Annotated in this window: 15 protein-coding genes; 13 read left to right on the forward strand and 2 right to left on the reverse strand. The window is 36.7% G+C overall.

Translation table 11 applies throughout. From position 1 onward, the window contains the following. Positions 1-128 precede the first annotated feature (128 nt). From pfkA to MNO09_RS06855, 3 genes are all read left to right on the forward strand, one after another. Positions 129-1,088, forward strand: coding sequence for a 6-phosphofructokinase (gene pfkA, locus MNO09_RS06845; protein ID WP_000821162.1), 960 nt, complete (start codon positions 129-131; stop codon positions 1,086-1,088). A 53-nt stretch (positions 1,089-1,141) separates the two neighbouring features. Then, positions 1,142-2,899 (forward strand): pyruvate kinase, encoded by a 1,758-nt coding sequence (gene pyk, locus MNO09_RS06850; protein ID WP_001232679.1) that lies wholly within the window; start codon positions 1,142-1,144, stop codon positions 2,897-2,899. Between the two features lie 195 nt (positions 2,900-3,094). Continuing rightward, positions 3,095-3,484, forward strand: coding sequence for an FxsA family protein (locus tag MNO09_RS06855; RefSeq protein WP_000871634.1), 390 nt, complete (start codon positions 3,095-3,097; stop codon positions 3,482-3,484). 630 nt (positions 3,485-4,114) lie between these two features. Here the strand turns inward: MNO09_RS06855 and ytvI are convergent. Continuing rightward, positions 4,115-5,233: a sporulation integral membrane protein YtvI gene (gene ytvI / locus MNO09_RS06860; RefSeq protein WP_001081380.1), complete on the reverse strand. Its 1,119-nt coding sequence runs from the start codon at positions 5,231-5,233 to the stop codon at positions 4,115-4,117. A gap of 564 nt (positions 5,234-5,797) precedes the next feature. On the opposite strand from ytvI, the gene MNO09_RS06865 reads away from it, so the two are divergent. From MNO09_RS06865 to MNO09_RS06885, 5 genes are all read left to right on the forward strand, one after another. Beyond that, positions 5,798-6,259: a DUF441 domain-containing protein gene (locus MNO09_RS06865; protein ID WP_000625511.1), complete on the forward strand. Its 462-nt coding sequence runs from the start codon at positions 5,798-5,800 to the stop codon at positions 6,257-6,259. Positions 6,260-6,645: 386 nt separating this feature from the next. Then, positions 6,646-7,794, forward strand: coding sequence for a citrate synthase (gene citZ, locus MNO09_RS06870; RefSeq protein ID WP_140399256.1), 1,149 nt, complete (start codon positions 6,646-6,648; stop codon positions 7,792-7,794). A 160-nt stretch (positions 7,795-7,954) separates the two neighbouring features. Further along, positions 7,955-9,247: an NADP-dependent isocitrate dehydrogenase gene (gene icd / locus MNO09_RS06875; RefSeq protein WP_117616433.1), complete on the forward strand. Its 1,293-nt coding sequence runs from the start codon at positions 7,955-7,957 to the stop codon at positions 9,245-9,247. 19 nt (positions 9,248-9,266) lie between these two features. Next, positions 9,267-10,205, forward strand: coding sequence for a malate dehydrogenase (gene mdh / locus MNO09_RS06880; RefSeq protein ID WP_000153236.1), 939 nt, complete (start codon positions 9,267-9,269; stop codon positions 10,203-10,205). Between the two features lie 216 nt (positions 10,206-10,421). Then, complete coding sequence (locus MNO09_RS06885; protein WP_000914190.1) at positions 10,422-10,895, forward strand: MaoC family dehydratase; 474 nt, start codon at positions 10,422-10,424, stop codon at positions 10,893-10,895. Positions 10,896-10,951: 56 nt separating this feature from the next. Here the strand turns inward: MNO09_RS06885 and MNO09_RS06890 are convergent, their stop codons facing one another. Continuing rightward, the gene (locus MNO09_RS06890; protein ID WP_001265021.1) at positions 10,952-11,083 is read right to left on the reverse strand and encodes a hypothetical protein; all 132 of its coding nucleotides are present in this window, start codon (positions 11,081-11,083) and stop codon (positions 10,952-10,954) included. 88 nt (positions 11,084-11,171) lie between these two features. On the opposite strand from MNO09_RS06890, the gene MNO09_RS06895 reads away from it, so the two are divergent. The 5 genes from MNO09_RS06895 (at position 11,172) to mutM (ending at position 17,792) form a co-directional block, all read left to right on the forward strand. Beyond that, positions 11,172-11,408 (forward strand): hypothetical protein, encoded by a 237-nt coding sequence (locus tag MNO09_RS06895; RefSeq protein WP_000871421.1) that lies wholly within the window; start codon positions 11,172-11,174, stop codon positions 11,406-11,408. 148 nt (positions 11,409-11,556) lie between these two features. Next, positions 11,557-12,276 (forward strand): two-component system response regulator PhoP, encoded by a 720-nt coding sequence (gene phoP, locus MNO09_RS06900; RefSeq protein ID WP_001065222.1) that lies wholly within the window; start codon positions 11,557-11,559, stop codon positions 12,274-12,276. Beyond that, a complete protein-coding gene (gene phoR, locus MNO09_RS06905) occupies positions 12,269-14,032 on the forward strand; it encodes a sensory box histidine kinase PhoR (RefSeq protein ID WP_001032126.1) in 1,764 nt (587 codons plus the stop codon). Before phoP ends, phoR begins: the two co-directional genes overlap by 8 nt. A gap of 283 nt (positions 14,033-14,315) precedes the next feature. After that, complete coding sequence (gene polA / locus MNO09_RS06910; RefSeq protein WP_140399255.1) at positions 14,316-16,949, forward strand: DNA polymerase I; 2,634 nt, start codon at positions 14,316-14,318, stop codon at positions 16,947-16,949. Positions 16,950-16,961: 12 nt separating this feature from the next. Continuing rightward, the gene (gene mutM / locus MNO09_RS06915; RefSeq protein WP_001114486.1) at positions 16,962-17,792 is read left to right on the forward strand and encodes a DNA-formamidopyrimidine glycosylase; all 831 of its coding nucleotides are present in this window, start codon (positions 16,962-16,964) and stop codon (positions 17,790-17,792) included. The last annotated feature ends 31 nt before the right edge of the window (positions 17,793-17,823 follow it).

Raw genomic sequence — 17,823 nt, forward strand, 5'->3', positions numbered from 1 at the left:
TAAAAGCGTGCGTTCCTCTTCGCGAATGCACGTTTTTATTATGAAAAGACACATCTTCTCCATTGTGTTTTTATATTTTTTCGTGTTATTTTATTATAAGGCAAATAATCTTTATGAGGTGAGTACAAATGAAACGTATTGGTGTATTAACAAGTGGTGGAGATTCACCTGGTATGAATGCTGCCATTCGTGCAGTTGTTCGTAAAGCGATTTTCCATGATATTGAAGTATATGGTATTTACCATGGATACGCGGGTTTAATTTCTGGTCATATTGAAAAATTAGAACTTGGTTCTGTTGGCGATATTATCCACCGTGGTGGTACGAAATTATATACAGCAAGATGTCCTGAGTTTAAAGATCCAGAAGTACGACTAAAAGGTATCGAGCAATTAAAGAAACACGGTATCGAAGGACTTGTTGTTATTGGTGGAGATGGCTCTTACCAAGGTGCTAAAAAATTAACTGAACAAGGATTCCCATGTGTTGGTGTACCAGGTACAATCGACAATGATATTCCTGGAACAGACTTCACAATTGGTTTCGATACAGCTTTAAATACTGTTATTGATGCAATTGATAAAATTCGTGACACAGCTACATCTCATGAACGTACATATGTTATCGAAGTAATGGGGCGTCATGCTGGAGATATCGCATTATGGGCTGGTTTAGCTGATGGTGCCGAAACAATCTTAATTCCAGAAGAAGAGTATGACATGGAAGATGTTATTGCTCGTCTGAAGCGCGGTAGTGAACGTGGTAAAAAACACAGTATTATCATTGTGGCTGAAGGTGTTGGAAGTGCAATTGACATCGGTAAGCACATTGAAGAAGCAACAAACTTTGATACTCGTGTAACTGTATTAGGTCACGTACAACGTGGTGGATCACCAAGTGCACAAGACCGTGTATTAGCAAGTCGTCTTGGCGCAAGAGCAGTTGAATTATTAATTGCTGGTAGAGGTGGACGTTGTGTAGGTATTCAAGATAATAAACTTGTTGATCATGATATTATCGAAGCGTTAGCTCAAAAGCATACAATCGATAAAGATATGTATCAATTATCTAAAGAATTATCCATCTAATCGGCTTAATGTCGGATATTTGGGAACGGTTTCATAATTTTCGGAGGTGCAATATGCGTAAAACTAAAATTGTATGTACTATAGGTCCTGCTAGTGAAAGTATTGAGAAATTAGAACAATTAATCGAAGCGGGTATGAACGTTGCTCGTTTAAACTTCTCTCATGGTAGCCATGAAGAGCACGGCGCTCGTATTAAAAACATTCGTGAAGCTTCAAAGAAAACTGGTAAAACAGTTGGTATCTTACTTGATACAAAAGGTCCAGAAATCCGTACTCACGACTTCGTAGACGGACAAGCTGAGCTTGTAACAGGTGCGGAAGTAGTTCTTTCTACTGAGCAAGTATTAGGTACTGCAGAGAAGTTCTCTGTATCTTATGCTGGTCTTTATGACGATGTAGACCCAGGTTCTCGTATTCTAATCGATGACGGTCTTATCGAACTAGAAGTAATCGAAAAAGCTGACGGAAACATCCGTACAAAAGTTTTAAACAGCGGAACTGTAAAAAATAAAAAAGGTGTTAACGTACCAAACGTAAGCATTAAGCTTCCTGGTATCACTGAAAAAGACGTAAAAGATATCGTTTTCGGTATCGAGCAAAAAGTTGATTTCATCGCAGCTTCATTCGTACGTAAAGCATCTGACGTATTAGAAATCCGTGAATTATTAGAAGGGCATAACGCTCAATACATCCAAATCGTACCAAAAATCGAAAACCAAGAGGGTATCGATAACATCGATTCAATCTTAGAAGTTTCTGACGGTTTAATGGTAGCTCGTGGTGATATGGGTGTAGAAATTCCACCAGAAGAAGTACCATTAGTACAAAAACGTCTAATCAAAAAATGTAACGTGTTAGGTAAACCGGTTATTACTGCGACACAAATGTTAGATTCTATGCAACGTAACCCACGTCCAACTCGTGCGGAAGCAAGTGACGTAGCTAATGCAATCTTCGATGGTACAGATGCAATCATGCTTTCAGGTGAAACAGCTGCTGGTCAATACCCAGTAGAAGCAGTAACAATGATGGCTAACATTGCAGTACGTGTTGAAAAATCATTACAATATGAAGATATGTTCAAAAAACGTATTAAAGAGTTCACTCCAACAATTACAGATGCAATTAGCCAATCTGTTGCGCATACAGCACTTGCTCTTGATGTAGCTGCAATCGTAGCTCCAACAGAAAGTGGACATACTGCGAAAATGATCTCTAAATACCGTCCGAAATCTCCAATCGTAGCTGTGACATCTGACGAGCAAGTAGGACGTCGTCTTGCACTTGTTTGGGGTGTACAAGCATTTATGGCTGGAAAACGTGCAGCGTCTACTGACGAAATGTTAGATACTGCAATTCAAACAGGTATGGATGCAGGTCTAATTGGACTTGGAGACACTGTAGTAATCACTGCTGGTGTTCCAGTTGCTGAAACTGGTACAACAAACTTAATGAAAATCCATGTTGTTGGTGAAGAAGTTGCGAAAGGACAAGGAATCGGTCGTAAAGCTGCAAAAGGTAAAGTAGTTGTAGCGAAAACAGCTGCTGAAGCTGTAGCGAACGTAAACAAAGGTGATATCCTTGTTACAACAAGCACTGATAAAGATATGATTCCTGCAATCGAAAAAGCTGCTGCTCTAGTTGTAGAAGAAGGCGGTCTAACAAGCCATGCGGCTGTTGTAGGTGTATCAATCGGTATTCCTGTTATCGTTGGTGTAAACGGCGTAACAGCAACTTTAAAAAATGGCCAAGAAGTAACAGTTGATGCAGCACGCGGAATTGTTTATAATGGACATGCGGAAGTGCTATAAGTAATACGAAGAGAAGGATCGGAGTCCTTCTCTTTTTTTTACACAAAAACGAGGTGGGATCAGCTTGAAACGCCTGGAATTGCGTTTAAAAGCCGTTTGTTACGAGGTTCAATAGGGAAAGGTGTTTAGTTTCTGTGTAGCGTATATGGGCGCTCTGGGTTCGTTTAAAGTGATGTGTGAGAGGAGTGTAGAACTATGAAGTGGTTACTATTCTTGTTTATTTTAATACCGGCGATTGAGATTACAGTCTTAATTGGATCGAGTCATGTAATAGGTTTATGGTCTACGTTCGCCATGATTGTATTTACAGGTGTTGTAGGTGTCTATTTGGCGAAAAGACAAGGATTTAAGGTACTTGGAGAGATTCAATCTAAGTTGAATAGAGGAGAAATGCCAGGAGGAGCGGTACTGGATGGTATTTTTATCTTTATAGGAGGTATTCTTTTGGTGCTTCCTGGATACGTAACGGATATAATGGGTTTGATCTTCGTTATCCCTATGACGAGGGCTTTGTTGAAGCCATTTGTTATGAAGTGGATGGAATGGAAGTTTAGAAAGAGTTCTACTATTATTGTGCAGAAATAGTGCTTAGATTATAGCGATCTAAGCGCTATTTTTTTGCCCACAAAAGGATGGCGGGTGGATGAAGCTCTGTTAATTAAAGTTTTGCTGTATCATGCCTTAAAATGTGGTGAATGCGAAGGAGTTAAGTGGAAATTAGACTGCTCATACAAGTCCGGTTGGTGAAAGTTAATAATCGGTGGTGGACAAAATCCTTACTGATCATAGTTTTGCCTTATTATATTTGCTATGTATTTTTCGATTGGATATGTAGGTAGTTCTTACTGAGTGTGTTGTAGGGAAATTCATATGAACTCAAGTTGGTTTTGTATATAAAAAGAATCAATTGGAATGGAAAAGTTAGATACGAACAGGAAAATTGTTAGTTTAAGTCTCATTTTATACCATTTTGTATATTTATTCATTTGCATAAAAAGTAAAAAATGTAAGTAATAATTATAAAAATAATAGAATAAATATGTAAAAATACCTCGGAATATGCGTTTTCTATGCAAAAAAACAAGAGTATTATCCTTTTTGTGGGGAATCCTCTTGTTGCATGTAATGAGTGTGAAAAATAAGTACAAGGAATAATCAGTGGGAAATTCCCACTGATTACATGTAAGTTTTTTGTTGTATATGAATTAGAAACTATTATTTTGAAGGTGAGCCTTTAATATATTTCCACAAATCATGGAATACACGAGCTTTGTGCAATGTATTAAGTAGTACTAAGATGACTGGACCGATGATTAATCCTAAAAAGCCAAAAAGCTTAAAGCCGACAAATAGAGCAATCAGTGTTGCTAATGGATCGAGGCCGATATTAGATGAAAGTACTTTAGGCTCCATAATTTGTCTTTGGACAATCACGACGATGTATAAGATGAGAAGACCGATGGCGAAAGCAGTATCGCCAGTGAAAAATACGTATATAACCCAAGGAACGAAGACGGCACCTGTTCCTAAATACGGGAGTAAATCTACAACCCCTGTAATAATCGCGATAGTAATGGCGTATGGTACGCGTAATATTAAAAGTCCGATTAGTACAATAACAGTTGTCATAGATACGAGTGTAAGTTGCGCTTTAACAAAACCAAATAAAGCTTTTCTTAAATCGACAAAAATAGTTTTTCCATAGCCGTGAACACGGTTCGGCAAAAATTTTCTTACTTTCTGAGCAAGACGGTGCCAATCGTAACTAATGAAGAAAGTGGCTAATAAAACGAATACAAGGACAGTTAAAGTTGTTGGTAATGCACTAATGAAATTTGTTAACCCGCTTATAATAGCAGTTAAAAGTTCTTTCATTTGCGTCGTTGCTTCGGTTCCTAAGTTTTGAATGTTTTGTGTAATCGTATAGCGCTGTGGTTCCCCAAGATGATTAAATTTAGAAATTAAATCATCATAGAGAGGCATAATATGATTAAGTGCAAATTGCTCTGCGAATTTAACGATATCCGGGAACTTTACTGTAACAAGTTGTAGTAAGTATGTTGTGGCCGATATTGCTTCCGTTACAAGATATGTAACGAGTCCGACGATAGCTCCGAATACGAGAATTAAGCTAACGAGTACTGCTAGTGCGCGAGGAAATTGTAGTTTTTGATTAAGGAAATTGACGACGGGATTAATCAAATAAGCAAATGCGAAAGCGATAATAAAAGGATAGATAAGTCCTGACATATATAGTAATGCATAGAACCCGGCTACCGTTGCTACAATGACAAATATGAGTCGCAATATCATATATAGTAAGTTTCGGTTCAAAGATGTATACCTCCCATTCCAATTTGGATTATCCTAATTCGTTCAACTTATAACGAGTGTTCCCCACTGATTAAAGTTTCACTTTACCCCGCTATTTGCGGGCAAGTAAATCTCCTACCCGAAGTGCAGCTGGATCAAAGGAGTTAGATGGAGATAAACTGCCCGTAAATGCCCGATTGGTTCAACTAATAATCAGTGGAAAATGCCCCACTGATTAAAGTTTCACTTTATGTTATAGTGGAATGATGGATTTTTCCTGCTTTTTCAGTACATGAGTGACTGTAAAAGCTTGGTGTTGATGCTTCTACTATATGGTAAAAACTTCATTTTCTCTTCTTTTTATTTTACCTGTTTCTTATTAGAAAAGAAAGGAGAGACAATCGTTTTCAAAAATGTATACATGCTTAAATTTTTGATGATGAAAGTCTCAGTTTGTCATTTTAAAATACATAAAAAATGAAGTGGTTATTGTTGAATATACATCGATATAGCATGTATAACGATAGGTTTAAAGGTATTTTTGTTTGGAAATGAGTTCATTATTTTCAGAAAGGAAGTGCAAACATGATTAGTCAGTCAACGTTATTTTTATTCATACTACTTATTATAGGACTTGTTGCTAAAAACCAATCGCTTACTGTAGCCATTGGTGTGTTATTTTTATTGAAATTTACGTTTCTAGGAGATAAAGTCTTTCCTTATCTACAAACGAAAGGGATTAACCTCGGTGTAACGGTTATTACAATAGCAGTACTCGTACCGATTGCAACGGGGGAAATAGGTTTTAAACAACTTGGAGAAGCGGCGAAATCGTATTATGCATGGATTGCTTTAGCTTCAGGGGTAGCGGTTGCTTTGTTAGCGAAAGGCGGCGTACAATTATTGACGACGGATCCTCATATTACAACTGCGCTCGTTTTCGGGACAATTATAGCGGTTGCTTTATTTAATGGAGTTGCTGTAGGTCCATTAATTGGGGCTGGAATTGCCTATGCAGTTATGAGTATTATACAGATGTTTAAATGAGGAATTTTATAGTAATATAAAAATTTTGAATTCTTTCTGTTCACAAAAGTCAGATAATTGTTTATAATAGGATTAGAAACTTTGAAAAGTTACATAACAGCAGAGACTTTACACCAGATAAAATAAAAACAACATAAAACAATTTTATAATGATATTGTTTTATGTTGTTTTTATCATAAAACTCTTCGGAATTAATTTTCCTCACTAACTTGTTGTTTTGAGCGTGAGGATTCGGGGAGACATTCACGCTCATGCTTTCCATGTAGACAATGGACATAAGAGGGGAACATCGCAATAAATTTGCATGATCGTGCATTTTGCTTGCCTAAAGAGTGAACGGGCGTTCATAATTCAAAAGGGGAGCAAATAGATATAAGGAGCAAGGTTGGGAGAATTTTCAGGAAAAGGAGAGAATGTCATGACTGTTATTCGAGGTTTAGAAGGGGTAGTAGCAACAACATCATCTGTGAGCTCTATTATTGATGATACATTAACTTATGTTGGGTATAATATTGATGATTTAGCTGAGAATGCTACATTTGAAGAAGTAGTGTACTTATTATGGCATCGCAAGCTTCCTAGTGAACAAGAACTAGCGAAATTTAAAGAGACTGTATCGGAATACTATAAAGTTCCAGGTGAGATTTTAACATATTTGAAACAAGTAAATTTAAAAATCGCACATCCGATGTCTGTTTTACGAACTGCAATTTCCATGCTATCATTATACGATGAGAGCGCTGAAATTATGGATGAAAACTCCAATTATTTGAAAGCGGTTAAATTGCAGGCTCAAGTGGGAACTTTAGTTGCTGCTTATGCAAGAATTCGTAAAGGTTTAGATGTTGTTGAGCCTAGAAACGATTTATCATTAGCTGCAAACTTCTTGTACATGTTAAATGATCGCGAGCCAAATGAAGTTGAAATTGAAGCTTTTGATAAGGCGCTTGTACTTCACGCAGATCATGAGTTAAACGCTTCTACATTTACTGCACGCGTTTGTGTAGCTACACTTTCAGATGTATATTCTGGTATTACAGCAGCAATCGGTGCGTTAAAAGGTCCTCTTCACGGCGGGGCAAACGAAAATGTAATGAAGATGCTAACTGAAATTGGCGAAGAAGAAAATGTAGAATCATATATTCATAATGCTCTTCAAAATAAAGTGAAAATCATGGGCTTTGGCCACCGTGTATATGAGCAGGGTGATCCGCGTGCAAAACATTTACGCGAAATGTCTAAGAGATTATGCGTGCTTTTAGGAGAAGACAAATGGTATAATATGTCTATCAAAATTGAAGACATTGTAACAAAAGAAAAAGGTCTTCCACCAAATGTTGATTTCTATTCAGCTTCTGTATACCATTGTTTAGGAATTGACCATGACTTATTTACACCTATTTTTGCAATTAGCCGTATGTCAGGCTGGTTAGCTCATATTCTAGAACAATATGAAAACAACCGTTTAATCCGTCCACGTGCTGATTATAATGGACCAACACATCAAGTGTACGTTCCAATTGCACAACGATAAGCGAAAAACACTATTTTGATAGTGAAAATACGCTTTCAAAAGTCTGATTTTTTCGGAAAGACGTAATGATTAGAATATTTTAATTTAAATAACGGTTTGAACTGAGGGGTTATTCCCTCAGTTTCATACATATGAAATTTCAAACATGGGGGTTATCACATTGAAGACAGGTGAAAAAATTACTGTAACTAATGGTGTTATGAATGTACCAAACAATCCGATTATTCCATTTATCGAAGGAGATGGAATTGGTCCTGATATTTGGGCAGCTGCATCTCGTGTACTAGAAGCAGCAGTTGAAAAAGCTTATGATGGTGAGAAGGAAATCGTTTGGAAAGAAGTGCTTGCAGGGGAAAAAGCATTCAACCAAACAGGCGAGTGGTTACCAGAAGAAACTTTAAATTTAATCCGTGAATATTTAATCGCGATTAAAGGTCCACTTACAACTCCAGTTGGCGGTGGTATTCGTTCTCTAAACGTAGCACTTCGTCAAGAACTAGATTTATATGTATGTCTACGTCCAGTTCGTTATTTTGATGGTGTTCCTTCACCTGTAAAACGTCCGGAAGATACTGATATGGTTATTTTCCGTGAGAATACAGAAGACATTTATGCTGGAATTGAATATGCACAAGGATCTCCTGAAGCAGAAAAAGTCCTTGCTTTCTTAAAAGAAGCAATGGGTGTTAATAAAATCCGCTTCCCAGAAACATCTGGTATTGGTATTAAACCAATCTCAGAAGAAGGGACAAAGCGTCTTGTTCGTGCTGCAATTCAATATGCAATTAACGAAAAGCGTTCTTCTGTTACATTAGTTCATAAAGGAAACATTATGAAATTTACAGAAGGTGCTTTCAAAAACTGGGGTTACGAAGTAGCGGAACAAGAATTCGGCGATAAAGTATTTACTTGGGCTGAATATGACCGTATCGTTGAGAAAGATGGTAAAGATGCAGCGAATAAAGCAATGGCAGACGCTGAAGTGGCTGGAAAAATCATCGTAAAAGATTCTATTGCAGACATCTTCTTACAACAAATTTTAACTCGTCCACGTGAGTTCGATGTTGTTGCAACAATGAACTTAAACGGAGACTACATCTCTGATGCACTTGCTGCACAAGTAGGTGGAATTGGTATTGCACCTGGTGCAAACATTAACTATGTGACTGGACATGCTATCTTTGAAGCTACACATGGTACAGCTCCAAAATATGCAGGTTTAGATAAAGTAAACCCATCTTCAGTTCTTCTTTCTGGTGTATTATTATTAGAGCACTTAGGATGGAACGAAGCTGCGAAATTAGTAACTGATTCAGTTGAGAAAACAATTGCTTCAAAAGTAGTAACTTATGATTTCGCACGCTTAATGGAAGGTGCAACAGAAGTGAAATGTTCTGAGTTCGCTAATGAACTTATTAAAAACATGGATGTAGCGATAATCAAAAACGCATAATTAAAGCGGGGGGTAAATTATGACAATCAAACGCAAGAAAGTTTCAGTCATCGGTGCAGGATTTACAGGAGCAACAACAGCATTCTTATTAGCACAAAAAGAACTTGCAGATGTTGTATTAGTGGACATTCCACAACTGGAAAATCCAACAAAAGGGAAAGCGTTAGATATGTTAGAAGCGAGCCCAGTACAAGGTTTTGATGCTAACATTATTGGAACATCTGATTACGCAGATACTGCTGATTCTGACGTTGTCGTTATTACAGCAGGTATTGCACGTAAGCCTGGTATGAGCCGTGATGACTTAGTAGCAACAAACTCTAAAATTATGAAAAGTATTACGCGCGACATTGCAAAACATTCACCAAATGCGATTATTGTTGTATTAACAAATCCAGTTGATGCAATGACATATTCTGTATTTAAAGAAGCAGGATTCCCGAAAGAGCGTGTTATCGGTCAATCGGGCGTATTAGATACAGCTCGTTTCCGTACATTTATTGCACAGGAATTAAATCTTTCTGTGAAAGACATTACAGGATTTGTTCTTGGTGGACACGGTGACGATATGGTACCTCTTGTACGTTATTCTTATGCAGGTGGCATTCCGTTAGAAACGTTAATTCCGAAAGAGCGTTTAGAAGCAATCGTAGAACGTACCCGTAAAGGTGGCGGCGAGATTGTAGGCTTATTAGGAAACGGTAGTGCATATTACGCACCAGCTGCTTCTTTAGTTGAAATGACAGAAGCAATCTTAAAAGATCAACGCCGTGTATTACCAGCTATTGCATACCTTGAAGGTGAATATGGTTATAGCGACCTTTACTTAGGGGTACCAGTAATTCTAGGTGGTAACGGAATTGAAAAAATTATTGAGTTAGAACTTCTTACAGATGAAAGAGAAGCGTTAGATCGCTCTGTAGAATCTGTACGTAATGTAATGAAGGTTCTTGTTTAATAATTAAATATAAGTGGAAAAAGATTCGGGGCCCCGAATCTTTTTCTACTATTTATTCAAATGTTTTTTTGAAATAATATGAAAACGCTATCATTTGGTGTATCCTATAATGAAACTATAGATTTATACTATACATTGCCCTCATCATAGTAAATTTCGGATCAGGTATCGCTATTAGTAGGATAATAAGGTGAAAAAATCGGAGGGGGTTGTAACATGTTAAAGAAAAAAGTTCAAATTGGTCGTAGAATGGATGAAATTACAGTAGGAGAGAAATTATCTATCACTGAAAAAATTGAGGATAAAGATTTGTTATTGTACTTAGGGTTAACGAATGATGCCAATCCATTATATATTCAGCATGATTACGCATCCCAAACTCCGTATGAAAAGCCGATTGTACCAAGCATTATGCTAACGGGAATGATTACAACGGCAGTTACGAAATATTTACCAGGTCCAGGTAGTCATATTACTAGGAAGGACCTTACGTTCGTGAAGCATGTTCACCATTATGAAACGTTACAAATCCACTTTGAAGTTGTGGCTGTTTCTGAGGAGGAACATACAATTGATATGCTTGTATCTGCTCATGATGAAAAAGGAGAAACGGTTGTAAAAGGTTCCTTAACAGTAACGCCGCCTTTTAAATCAGTTTCTATTATGGAAAAAGCATTAGATAATTTTTAAAACATGAAAATATGAATAGCGCTAGCATACCTTACTATAAGGGGCTAGCGCTATTTTTAGTTGAAAAATCCTTCTTTAAACCCTTCGGCAAATTCTGAACAACCTGTTTTAATCGTATCCCAGCTTGGTACGTTAAAAGTAAGGAAACATGTTACTGCTAAAGTTAAAATAGGTAGTAATACTCGCATAATAGTCTCCTAATCATATTTATTTGTATATTTAAATAAATAATATATTTATTGGTAATTGAAGTCAATGAAAGGGGTGATTTTTAAGATGAAGTGGAAAAGAGAAGGTGTTATCTTTGAAACGATAAGAGAAGCTGAAGTGTGGGCAGACGGGGTCGCGAATGAAATGTACGGAAGAGTATTTGATGGATATGAAACGCTAGACTATAAAATAGCGTATGCTCTTGCGTTTTTGTTAGCGCAAAATCGAGAATTTAATATTTATACGAATGTGGAGTTTAATAACGATATAGAAGTGTATAAAGTATGGATAACAACACGTTAATTGGAGTGAATGAGTAATAACAATAGCACAATCTGAATCCATGTATAGACAATTATATTGAGAGGGACCTTGTTTTCTAGTATGATGAGAATAACGGGGAAAATACTAGGATGAAGAAGGTTTCAAGTCTATAACTTGGAGGAAAAGAATGAACAATCGTATTTTAGTAGTTGATGATGAGGAGTTTATCTTAACTTTAATTGAATTTAATCTACAACAAGCTGGGTTTGAAGTGATAACAGCGATGGATGGAGAAATGGCGCTTCAAAAAGCGACAACAGAACGCCCAGATTTAATTATATTAGATTTAATGCTTCCAAAAATGGATGGTATGGAAGTGTGTAAAGAATTACGATTGCAGCGCGTTATGACGCCGATTTTAATGTTAACAGCAAAAGATGATGAATTTGATAAGGTGCTAGGTCTTGAACTTGGGGCAGATGATTATATGACGAAGCCATTTAGCCCAAGGGAAGTTGTTGCGCGTGTGAAGGCAATTTTGCGCCGCACGAAATTACAACAAGAAGAACAAGTGAAAGAAGCGTCAGATGAAGAAAGCATCACAATTGCTGAACTTAAAATTTTGCCGGAATTTTATGAGGCTTATTTCCAAGGAAGAAAGCTTGAATTAACACCAAAAGAATTTGAACTACTTGTTTATCTTGCGAAAAATAAAAGTCGCGTGTTGACACGTGATCAATTATTAAGTGCTGTATGGAACTATGATTTTGCTGGTGATACACGAATTGTTGACGTTCATATTAGCCATTTGCGCGATAAAATTGAACAAAATACGAAAAAACCGACGTACATTAAAACGATACGTGGTTTAGGATATAAATTAGAGGAGCCAAAAGGGGATGAATAAATTTCGTTCCAGGCTTCTTTTTACATTTGTTTCTCTTATTGTTTTTATTTTAGTTGGACTAGGTTTATTACTGGAAACCGTGTTTGAAAACTACTATATAGATCATGCCAAAGAGAGAATGGTAAAAGAGACAGAGTATGTTGCGGTATTAGCAGAAGAACAGGGTTTTGATGATGTTTTAAAAAATCCATATGTATTTGAAAAGTTAGAAGAAAAAATACAGGCTTCTATTGCATTTGTAGATGAAAAAAAGAAAGTTCAATATAGCGGAGGAGAACAGTCTGCTTTTAGCCAAGGGATAATTAAAGAACTTACTTCTGAAACAACGAAACAAAGAAATAAAGTCATTACGAAAGAAACAGAGCAGAATAATGAATTTTACCATGCGGTGTTCGTTCAAGATGTAGCAGGAAAACAAGGGTACATTTTGGTAAAAAGTACAATTGAGCCTTTGAAATCTGTTCATCAAAAAACGTGGGGATTATTAATTATCGGATTTGTTATCGCTTGTCTCGTAGTCGTATTTTTAGGTATGAAAATTACAGGGCAATATATTAGGCCGATTGAATCCGTTACGAAAGTTGCTATCGAATTAGCGAAGGGAAATTATAAAGCACGCGCTTATGAGAGTCATTCGGATGAAACGGGAATGCTGAGTAAAGCGATTAATATTTTAGCCCGTAATTTACAAGAGATGACACTTGAGCAAGAAATGCAACAAGATCGTCTGCATACGTTAATTGAAAATATGGGAAGCGGAATGATTTTAATTGATAGTCGCGGTTATATAAACCTTGTAAACCGTTCGTATAAGGAGACTTTCCACGTAACAGATGAAGAATATTTAGATCGTTTATATTATGAGTCGTTTCATCATACAGAAATTATAGAGCTCGTGGAAGAAATCTTTATGACAGAAGTGAAAGTGCGTAAACAAATGTTATTGCCGCTTGGAATTGAGCGAAAGCATTTCGAAGTATATGGAGCACCGATTATCGGGACGAACCATGAATGGAAAGGGATTGTCCTTGTATTCCATGACATTACTGAGCTAAAGAAATTAGAACAAATGAGAAAAGACTTTTTAGCGAATGTTTCTCATGAACTAAAGACACCGATTACTTCTATTAAAGGTTTTTCAGAAACGCTCTTGGATGGAGCGATGGATAATAAAAAATTCTGCGAACATTTCTTGCACATTATTTTAAAAGAAAGTGAACGCATGCAAGGGTTAATTGAAGATTTATTAGATTTATCAAAGATTGAGCAACAAGGATTTAAATTGAGTATGGGGACCGTTGATATGAAGGGACTTCTTGAAGACATTCATATGGTGCTTGATAACAAAGCAGGAGAAAAAGAAATTTCTTTACAAGTAAATGCGCTAAAAGGAGTCTCGGTCATTGGAGATCCAAGTCGTTTGAAGCAAATCTTTATTAATTTAATGAATAACGCAATCGTATATACGCCGGCTGGAGGCGTTGTTTCTGTAGAATTAGCAGAAGATAAATATAATGCTTATATAAAAGTATCGGATACCGGAATTGGTATTAGTAAAGATGAAATTCCGCGTATTTTTGAACGCTTTTACCGAGTGGATAAAGCGAGAAGTAGAAATACTGGTGGTACAGGCCTTGGATTATCGATTGTAAAGCATTTAGTTGAGGCACATCACGGTACGATTACAGTGGATAGTGAAGTTGGGGAAGGGACAACATTTACAGTTGTTTTACCAAAATCAGCAACTGAAAAATAGGATGAAGGATGTTTACAATATATTAACAATGGCTTAATTAAATATTAATAAAGGTCTGTTAATATAATACATGAAAACCCCTTCATCCAAGGAGTAATTTTGGACGAGAATAGTTATGCTGTTCTCGTCACTTCCCTTTTATGTTAGTAAACGTTTGTATATATGATAGAAAATAGCCGTTATTTTTCTTCTCTCTATTAGTCATGTTAATATAGAGAGAGGAAAGGAACGGTTTTTTTCTGTGAAAAAAATTATTTCAAATTTGTATGGGGAGGTTTCTGGTTTGGAAAAAAAGGTCGTATTAGTAGATGGTAATAATATCGCGTATCGTGCTTTCTTTGCACTACCGCTTTTAAATAACGACAAAGGTATACATACGAACGCAATTTACGGTTTTACAATGATGTTAATGAGAATATTAGAGGAAGAAAAACCGACGCATATGTTAGTAGCGTTTGATGCGGGTAAAACGACATTCCGTCATAAAACGTATAGTGAGTATAAAGGAGGACGTCAAAAGACTCCACCTGAATTATCAGAGCAATTCCCGTTTATTCGTGAGATGCTTGATGCATTCAACGTACCGCGTTATGAATTAGAAAATTATGAAGCGGATGACATTATGGGGACGTTAGCGAAAGAAGCGAGTGAACAAGGGTTTCATGTAAAAGTTATTTCAGGAGATAAAGACTTACTGCAACTTGTTTCAGATAATACACTCGTATGTATTCCTCGCAAAGGGATTACAGAAGTGGATGAATATACGAAAGAAGCTTTATTTGAGAAATACAGCTTATCACCAAAGCAAATTATCGATATGAAAGGTTTAATGGGAGACCAGTCAGATAATATTCCAGGTGTACCAGGAGTTGGTGAAAAAACTGCGATTAAATTGTTAACACAGTTTGAAACGGTCGAGGCAGTGTATGAAAATATAGATCAAGTAAGCGGGAAGAAATTAAAAGAAAAGCTAGAAGCAAATAAAGACCAAGCTCTTATGAGTAAAGATCTTGCAACTATCATTACAGATGCACCGATTACAGTGCATGTGGATGATATGGAGTATAAAGGGTATGAAGCAAGTGATGTGATTCCAATGTTCGAGAATTTAGGATTTACATCCCTTTTAAATAAATTAGGTGTTACGCCAGAAGAAACGACTCCAGCTGAATTAGATGATATTACATTTGATATTGTGGAAGAAGTTTCAGAAGAAATGCTAGTGCAAGATAGTGCGCTTATTGTTGAAGTACAAGAAGATAACTATCATAGAGCAGACATTCAAGGTTTTGGTATTCAAAATGAAAATGGCTGTTACTTTATTCAAACAGACATTGCTCTTAAGTCAGACGCTTTTAAAGAGTGGCTTGCAGATGGAGAAATGAGAAAGTATACCTTTGATGCGAAGCGCGCAATCGTTGCACTTAAATGGAACGGGATAGATATGCAAGGGATTGACTTTGATCTATTAATCGCTGCTTATTTACTTGACCCGGCTGATACGGATAAAGATTTCCGTACTGTAGCAAAAATGAAAGAAACACATGCTGTGAAATCTGATGAAGAAGTTTACGGAAAAGGTGCGAAGCGTGCTGTTCCAGAGCTAGAAGTAGTAGCGGAGCATGTAGCTCGTAAAGTGCACGTATTATATGATGTAAAGCAAACATTCGTAGAAGAGTTACAAAAGAATGAGCAATATGAACTGTTTACAGAGTTAGAATTACCACTTGCGCGTGTATTAGCTGATATGGAAGTAAAAGGTGTAAAAGTTGATACGGAGCGTCTTCGTAATATGGGAGAAGAACTTGCAGGTAGATTAAAGGAAATGGAACAGGAAATTTATAAGCTTGCGGGAACAGAATTTAATATTAATTCACCGAAGCAGCTTGGTGTTATTCTGTTTGAGAACTTAAACTTACCAGTTATTAAAAAGACGAAAACAGGCTATTCTACGTCAGCTGATGTACTAGAAAAGCTTATGGATCGCCATGAAATCATTCCAAACATTTTACATTATCGTCAATTAGGGAAACTAAATTCAACTTATATTGAAGGTTTATTAAAAGTTGTACATGAAGATTCATCTAAAATCCATACTCGTTTCAATCAAGTATTAACGCAAACAGGTCGATTAAGTTCAACGGATCCGAACTTGCAAAATATCCCGATTCGATTAGAAGAAGGAAGAAAGATTCGTCAGGCATTTGTTCCATCAGAAGAAGGATGGATTATGTACGCGGCAGATTATTCACAAATTGAACTTCGCGTATTAGCTCATATTGCAAATGATAAAGGGCTAGTTGAAGCGTTCCAACATGATATGGATATTCATACGAAAACAGCGATGGATGTATTTGGCGTTGAAAAAGATGAAGTAACTTCGAATATGAGACGACAAGCGAAAGCTGTTAATTTCGGAATTGTGTATGGTATTAGTGATTATGGTCTTTCACAAAACTTAGGAATTACAAGAAAAGCAGCAGCGGAATTTATTGAAAAGTATTTAGAAAGTTTCCCTGGTGTACAAGAATACATGAGTGACATCGTAAAAGATGCGAAACAAAAAGGATATGTGGCTACATTATTAAATCGCCGCCGTTATATTCCGGAAATTACGAGTCGTAATTTCAATTTACGTAGCTTTGCTGAGCGTACGGCTATGAATACACCAATTCAAGGGACTGCAGCAGATATTATTAAAAAAGCGATGATTATTATGGCAGACCGTCTAGAAGAAGAAGGATTACAGGCGCGTCTACTTCTGCAAGTACACGATGAATTGATATTTGAAGCGCCAAAAGAAGAAATTGAAAAATTAGAGAAGCTTGTACCAGAAGTAATGGAGCATGCAATTGAACTCGCAGTTCCGCTGAAAGTTGATTATTCTTACGGTCCAACTTGGTACGACGCAAAATAAGGAAGTGATGAAATGCCTGAATTACCAGAGGTTGAAAACGTCAGACGGACACTTGAAAATCTTGTGACAGGAAAAACAATTGAAGATGTTATTGTTACCTATCCAAAAATAGTAAAACGTCCGGATGATGCAGAAATCTTTAAAGAAATGCTAAGAGGCGAAAAGATTGAAAATATAAAGCGAAGAGGAAAGTTTTTGCTTTTATATGTAACGAATTATGTTATTGTTTCACATTTGCGTATGGAAGGTAAGTTTTTACTGCATCAAGAGGACGAGCCAATTGATAAGCATACACACGTCCGTTTCTTATTTACAGATGGAACTGAACTACATTATAAAGATGTGAGAAAGTTTGGTACGATGCATCTCTTTAAGAAAGGTGAAGAATTGAATCAAATGCCTCTTGCTGACTTAGGTCCGGAGCCGTTTGATGCTGAATTGACACCGCAGTATTTACAAGAAAGATTGCAAAAGACCAATCGTAAAATAAAAGTCGTATTATTAGACCAGCGTCTTTTAGTAGGGCTTGGAAATATATATGTAGATGAAGTTTTATTCCGTTCTCAAATTCATCCGGAACGAGAAGCTTCGTCTTTAACAGCAGAAGAAATTGAACGAATTTACGAGGCGACTGTTACAACGTTAGGTGAAGCAGTGAAGCGAGGCGGAAGTACAATTCGAACGTATATGAATTCGCAAGGGCAAATTGGCTCATTCCAAGAACTTCTAAATGTATACGGAAAAAAAGGAGAACCATGTGTGACTTGCGGTACGATATTAGAAAAAACAGTTGTTGGCGGAAGAGGAACGCATTACTGCCCGATTTGTCAGCCGAGAATATAGAAAAGAGATAACATCGGATAGGCATTTGTCA

It is taken from the genome of Bacillus sp. N5-665 (assembly GCF_022637375.2).
Classification (GTDB): domain Bacteria; phylum Bacillota; class Bacilli; order Bacillales; family Bacillaceae_G; genus Bacillus_A; species Bacillus_A wiedmannii.

Excerpts from the sequence above, each read along its gene's own strand:
- pfkA (WP_000821162.1), top strand. The coding sequence starts at position 129 with ATGAAACGTATTGGTGTATTAACAAGTGGTGGAGATTCACCTGGTATG.
- pyk (WP_001232679.1), top strand. The coding sequence starts at position 1,142 with ATGCGTAAAACTAAAATTGTATGTACTATAGGTCCTGCTAGTGAAAGT.
- MNO09_RS06855 (WP_000871634.1), top strand. The coding sequence starts at position 3,095 with ATGAAGTGGTTACTATTCTTGTTTATTTTAATACCGGCGATTGAGATT.
- MNO09_RS06865 (WP_000625511.1), top strand. The coding sequence starts at position 5,798 with ATGATTAGTCAGTCAACGTTATTTTTATTCATACTACTTATTATAGGA.
- mdh (WP_000153236.1), top strand. The coding sequence starts at position 9,267 with ATGACAATCAAACGCAAGAAAGTTTCAGTCATCGGTGCAGGATTTACA.
- MNO09_RS06885 (WP_000914190.1), top strand. The coding sequence starts at position 10,422 with ATGTTAAAGAAAAAAGTTCAAATTGGTCGTAGAATGGATGAAATTACA.
- MNO09_RS06890 (WP_001265021.1), bottom strand. The coding sequence starts at position 11,083 with ATGCGAGTATTACTACCTATTTTAACTTTAGCAGTAACATGTTTCCTT.
- MNO09_RS06895 (WP_000871421.1), top strand. The coding sequence starts at position 11,172 with ATGAAGTGGAAAAGAGAAGGTGTTATCTTTGAAACGATAAGAGAAGCT.
- phoP (WP_001065222.1), top strand. The coding sequence starts at position 11,557 with ATGAACAATCGTATTTTAGTAGTTGATGATGAGGAGTTTATCTTAACT.
- phoR (WP_001032126.1), top strand. The coding sequence starts at position 12,269 with ATGAATAAATTTCGTTCCAGGCTTCTTTTTACATTTGTTTCTCTTATT.
- mutM (WP_001114486.1), top strand. The coding sequence starts at position 16,962 with ATGCCTGAATTACCAGAGGTTGAAAACGTCAGACGGACACTTGAAAAT.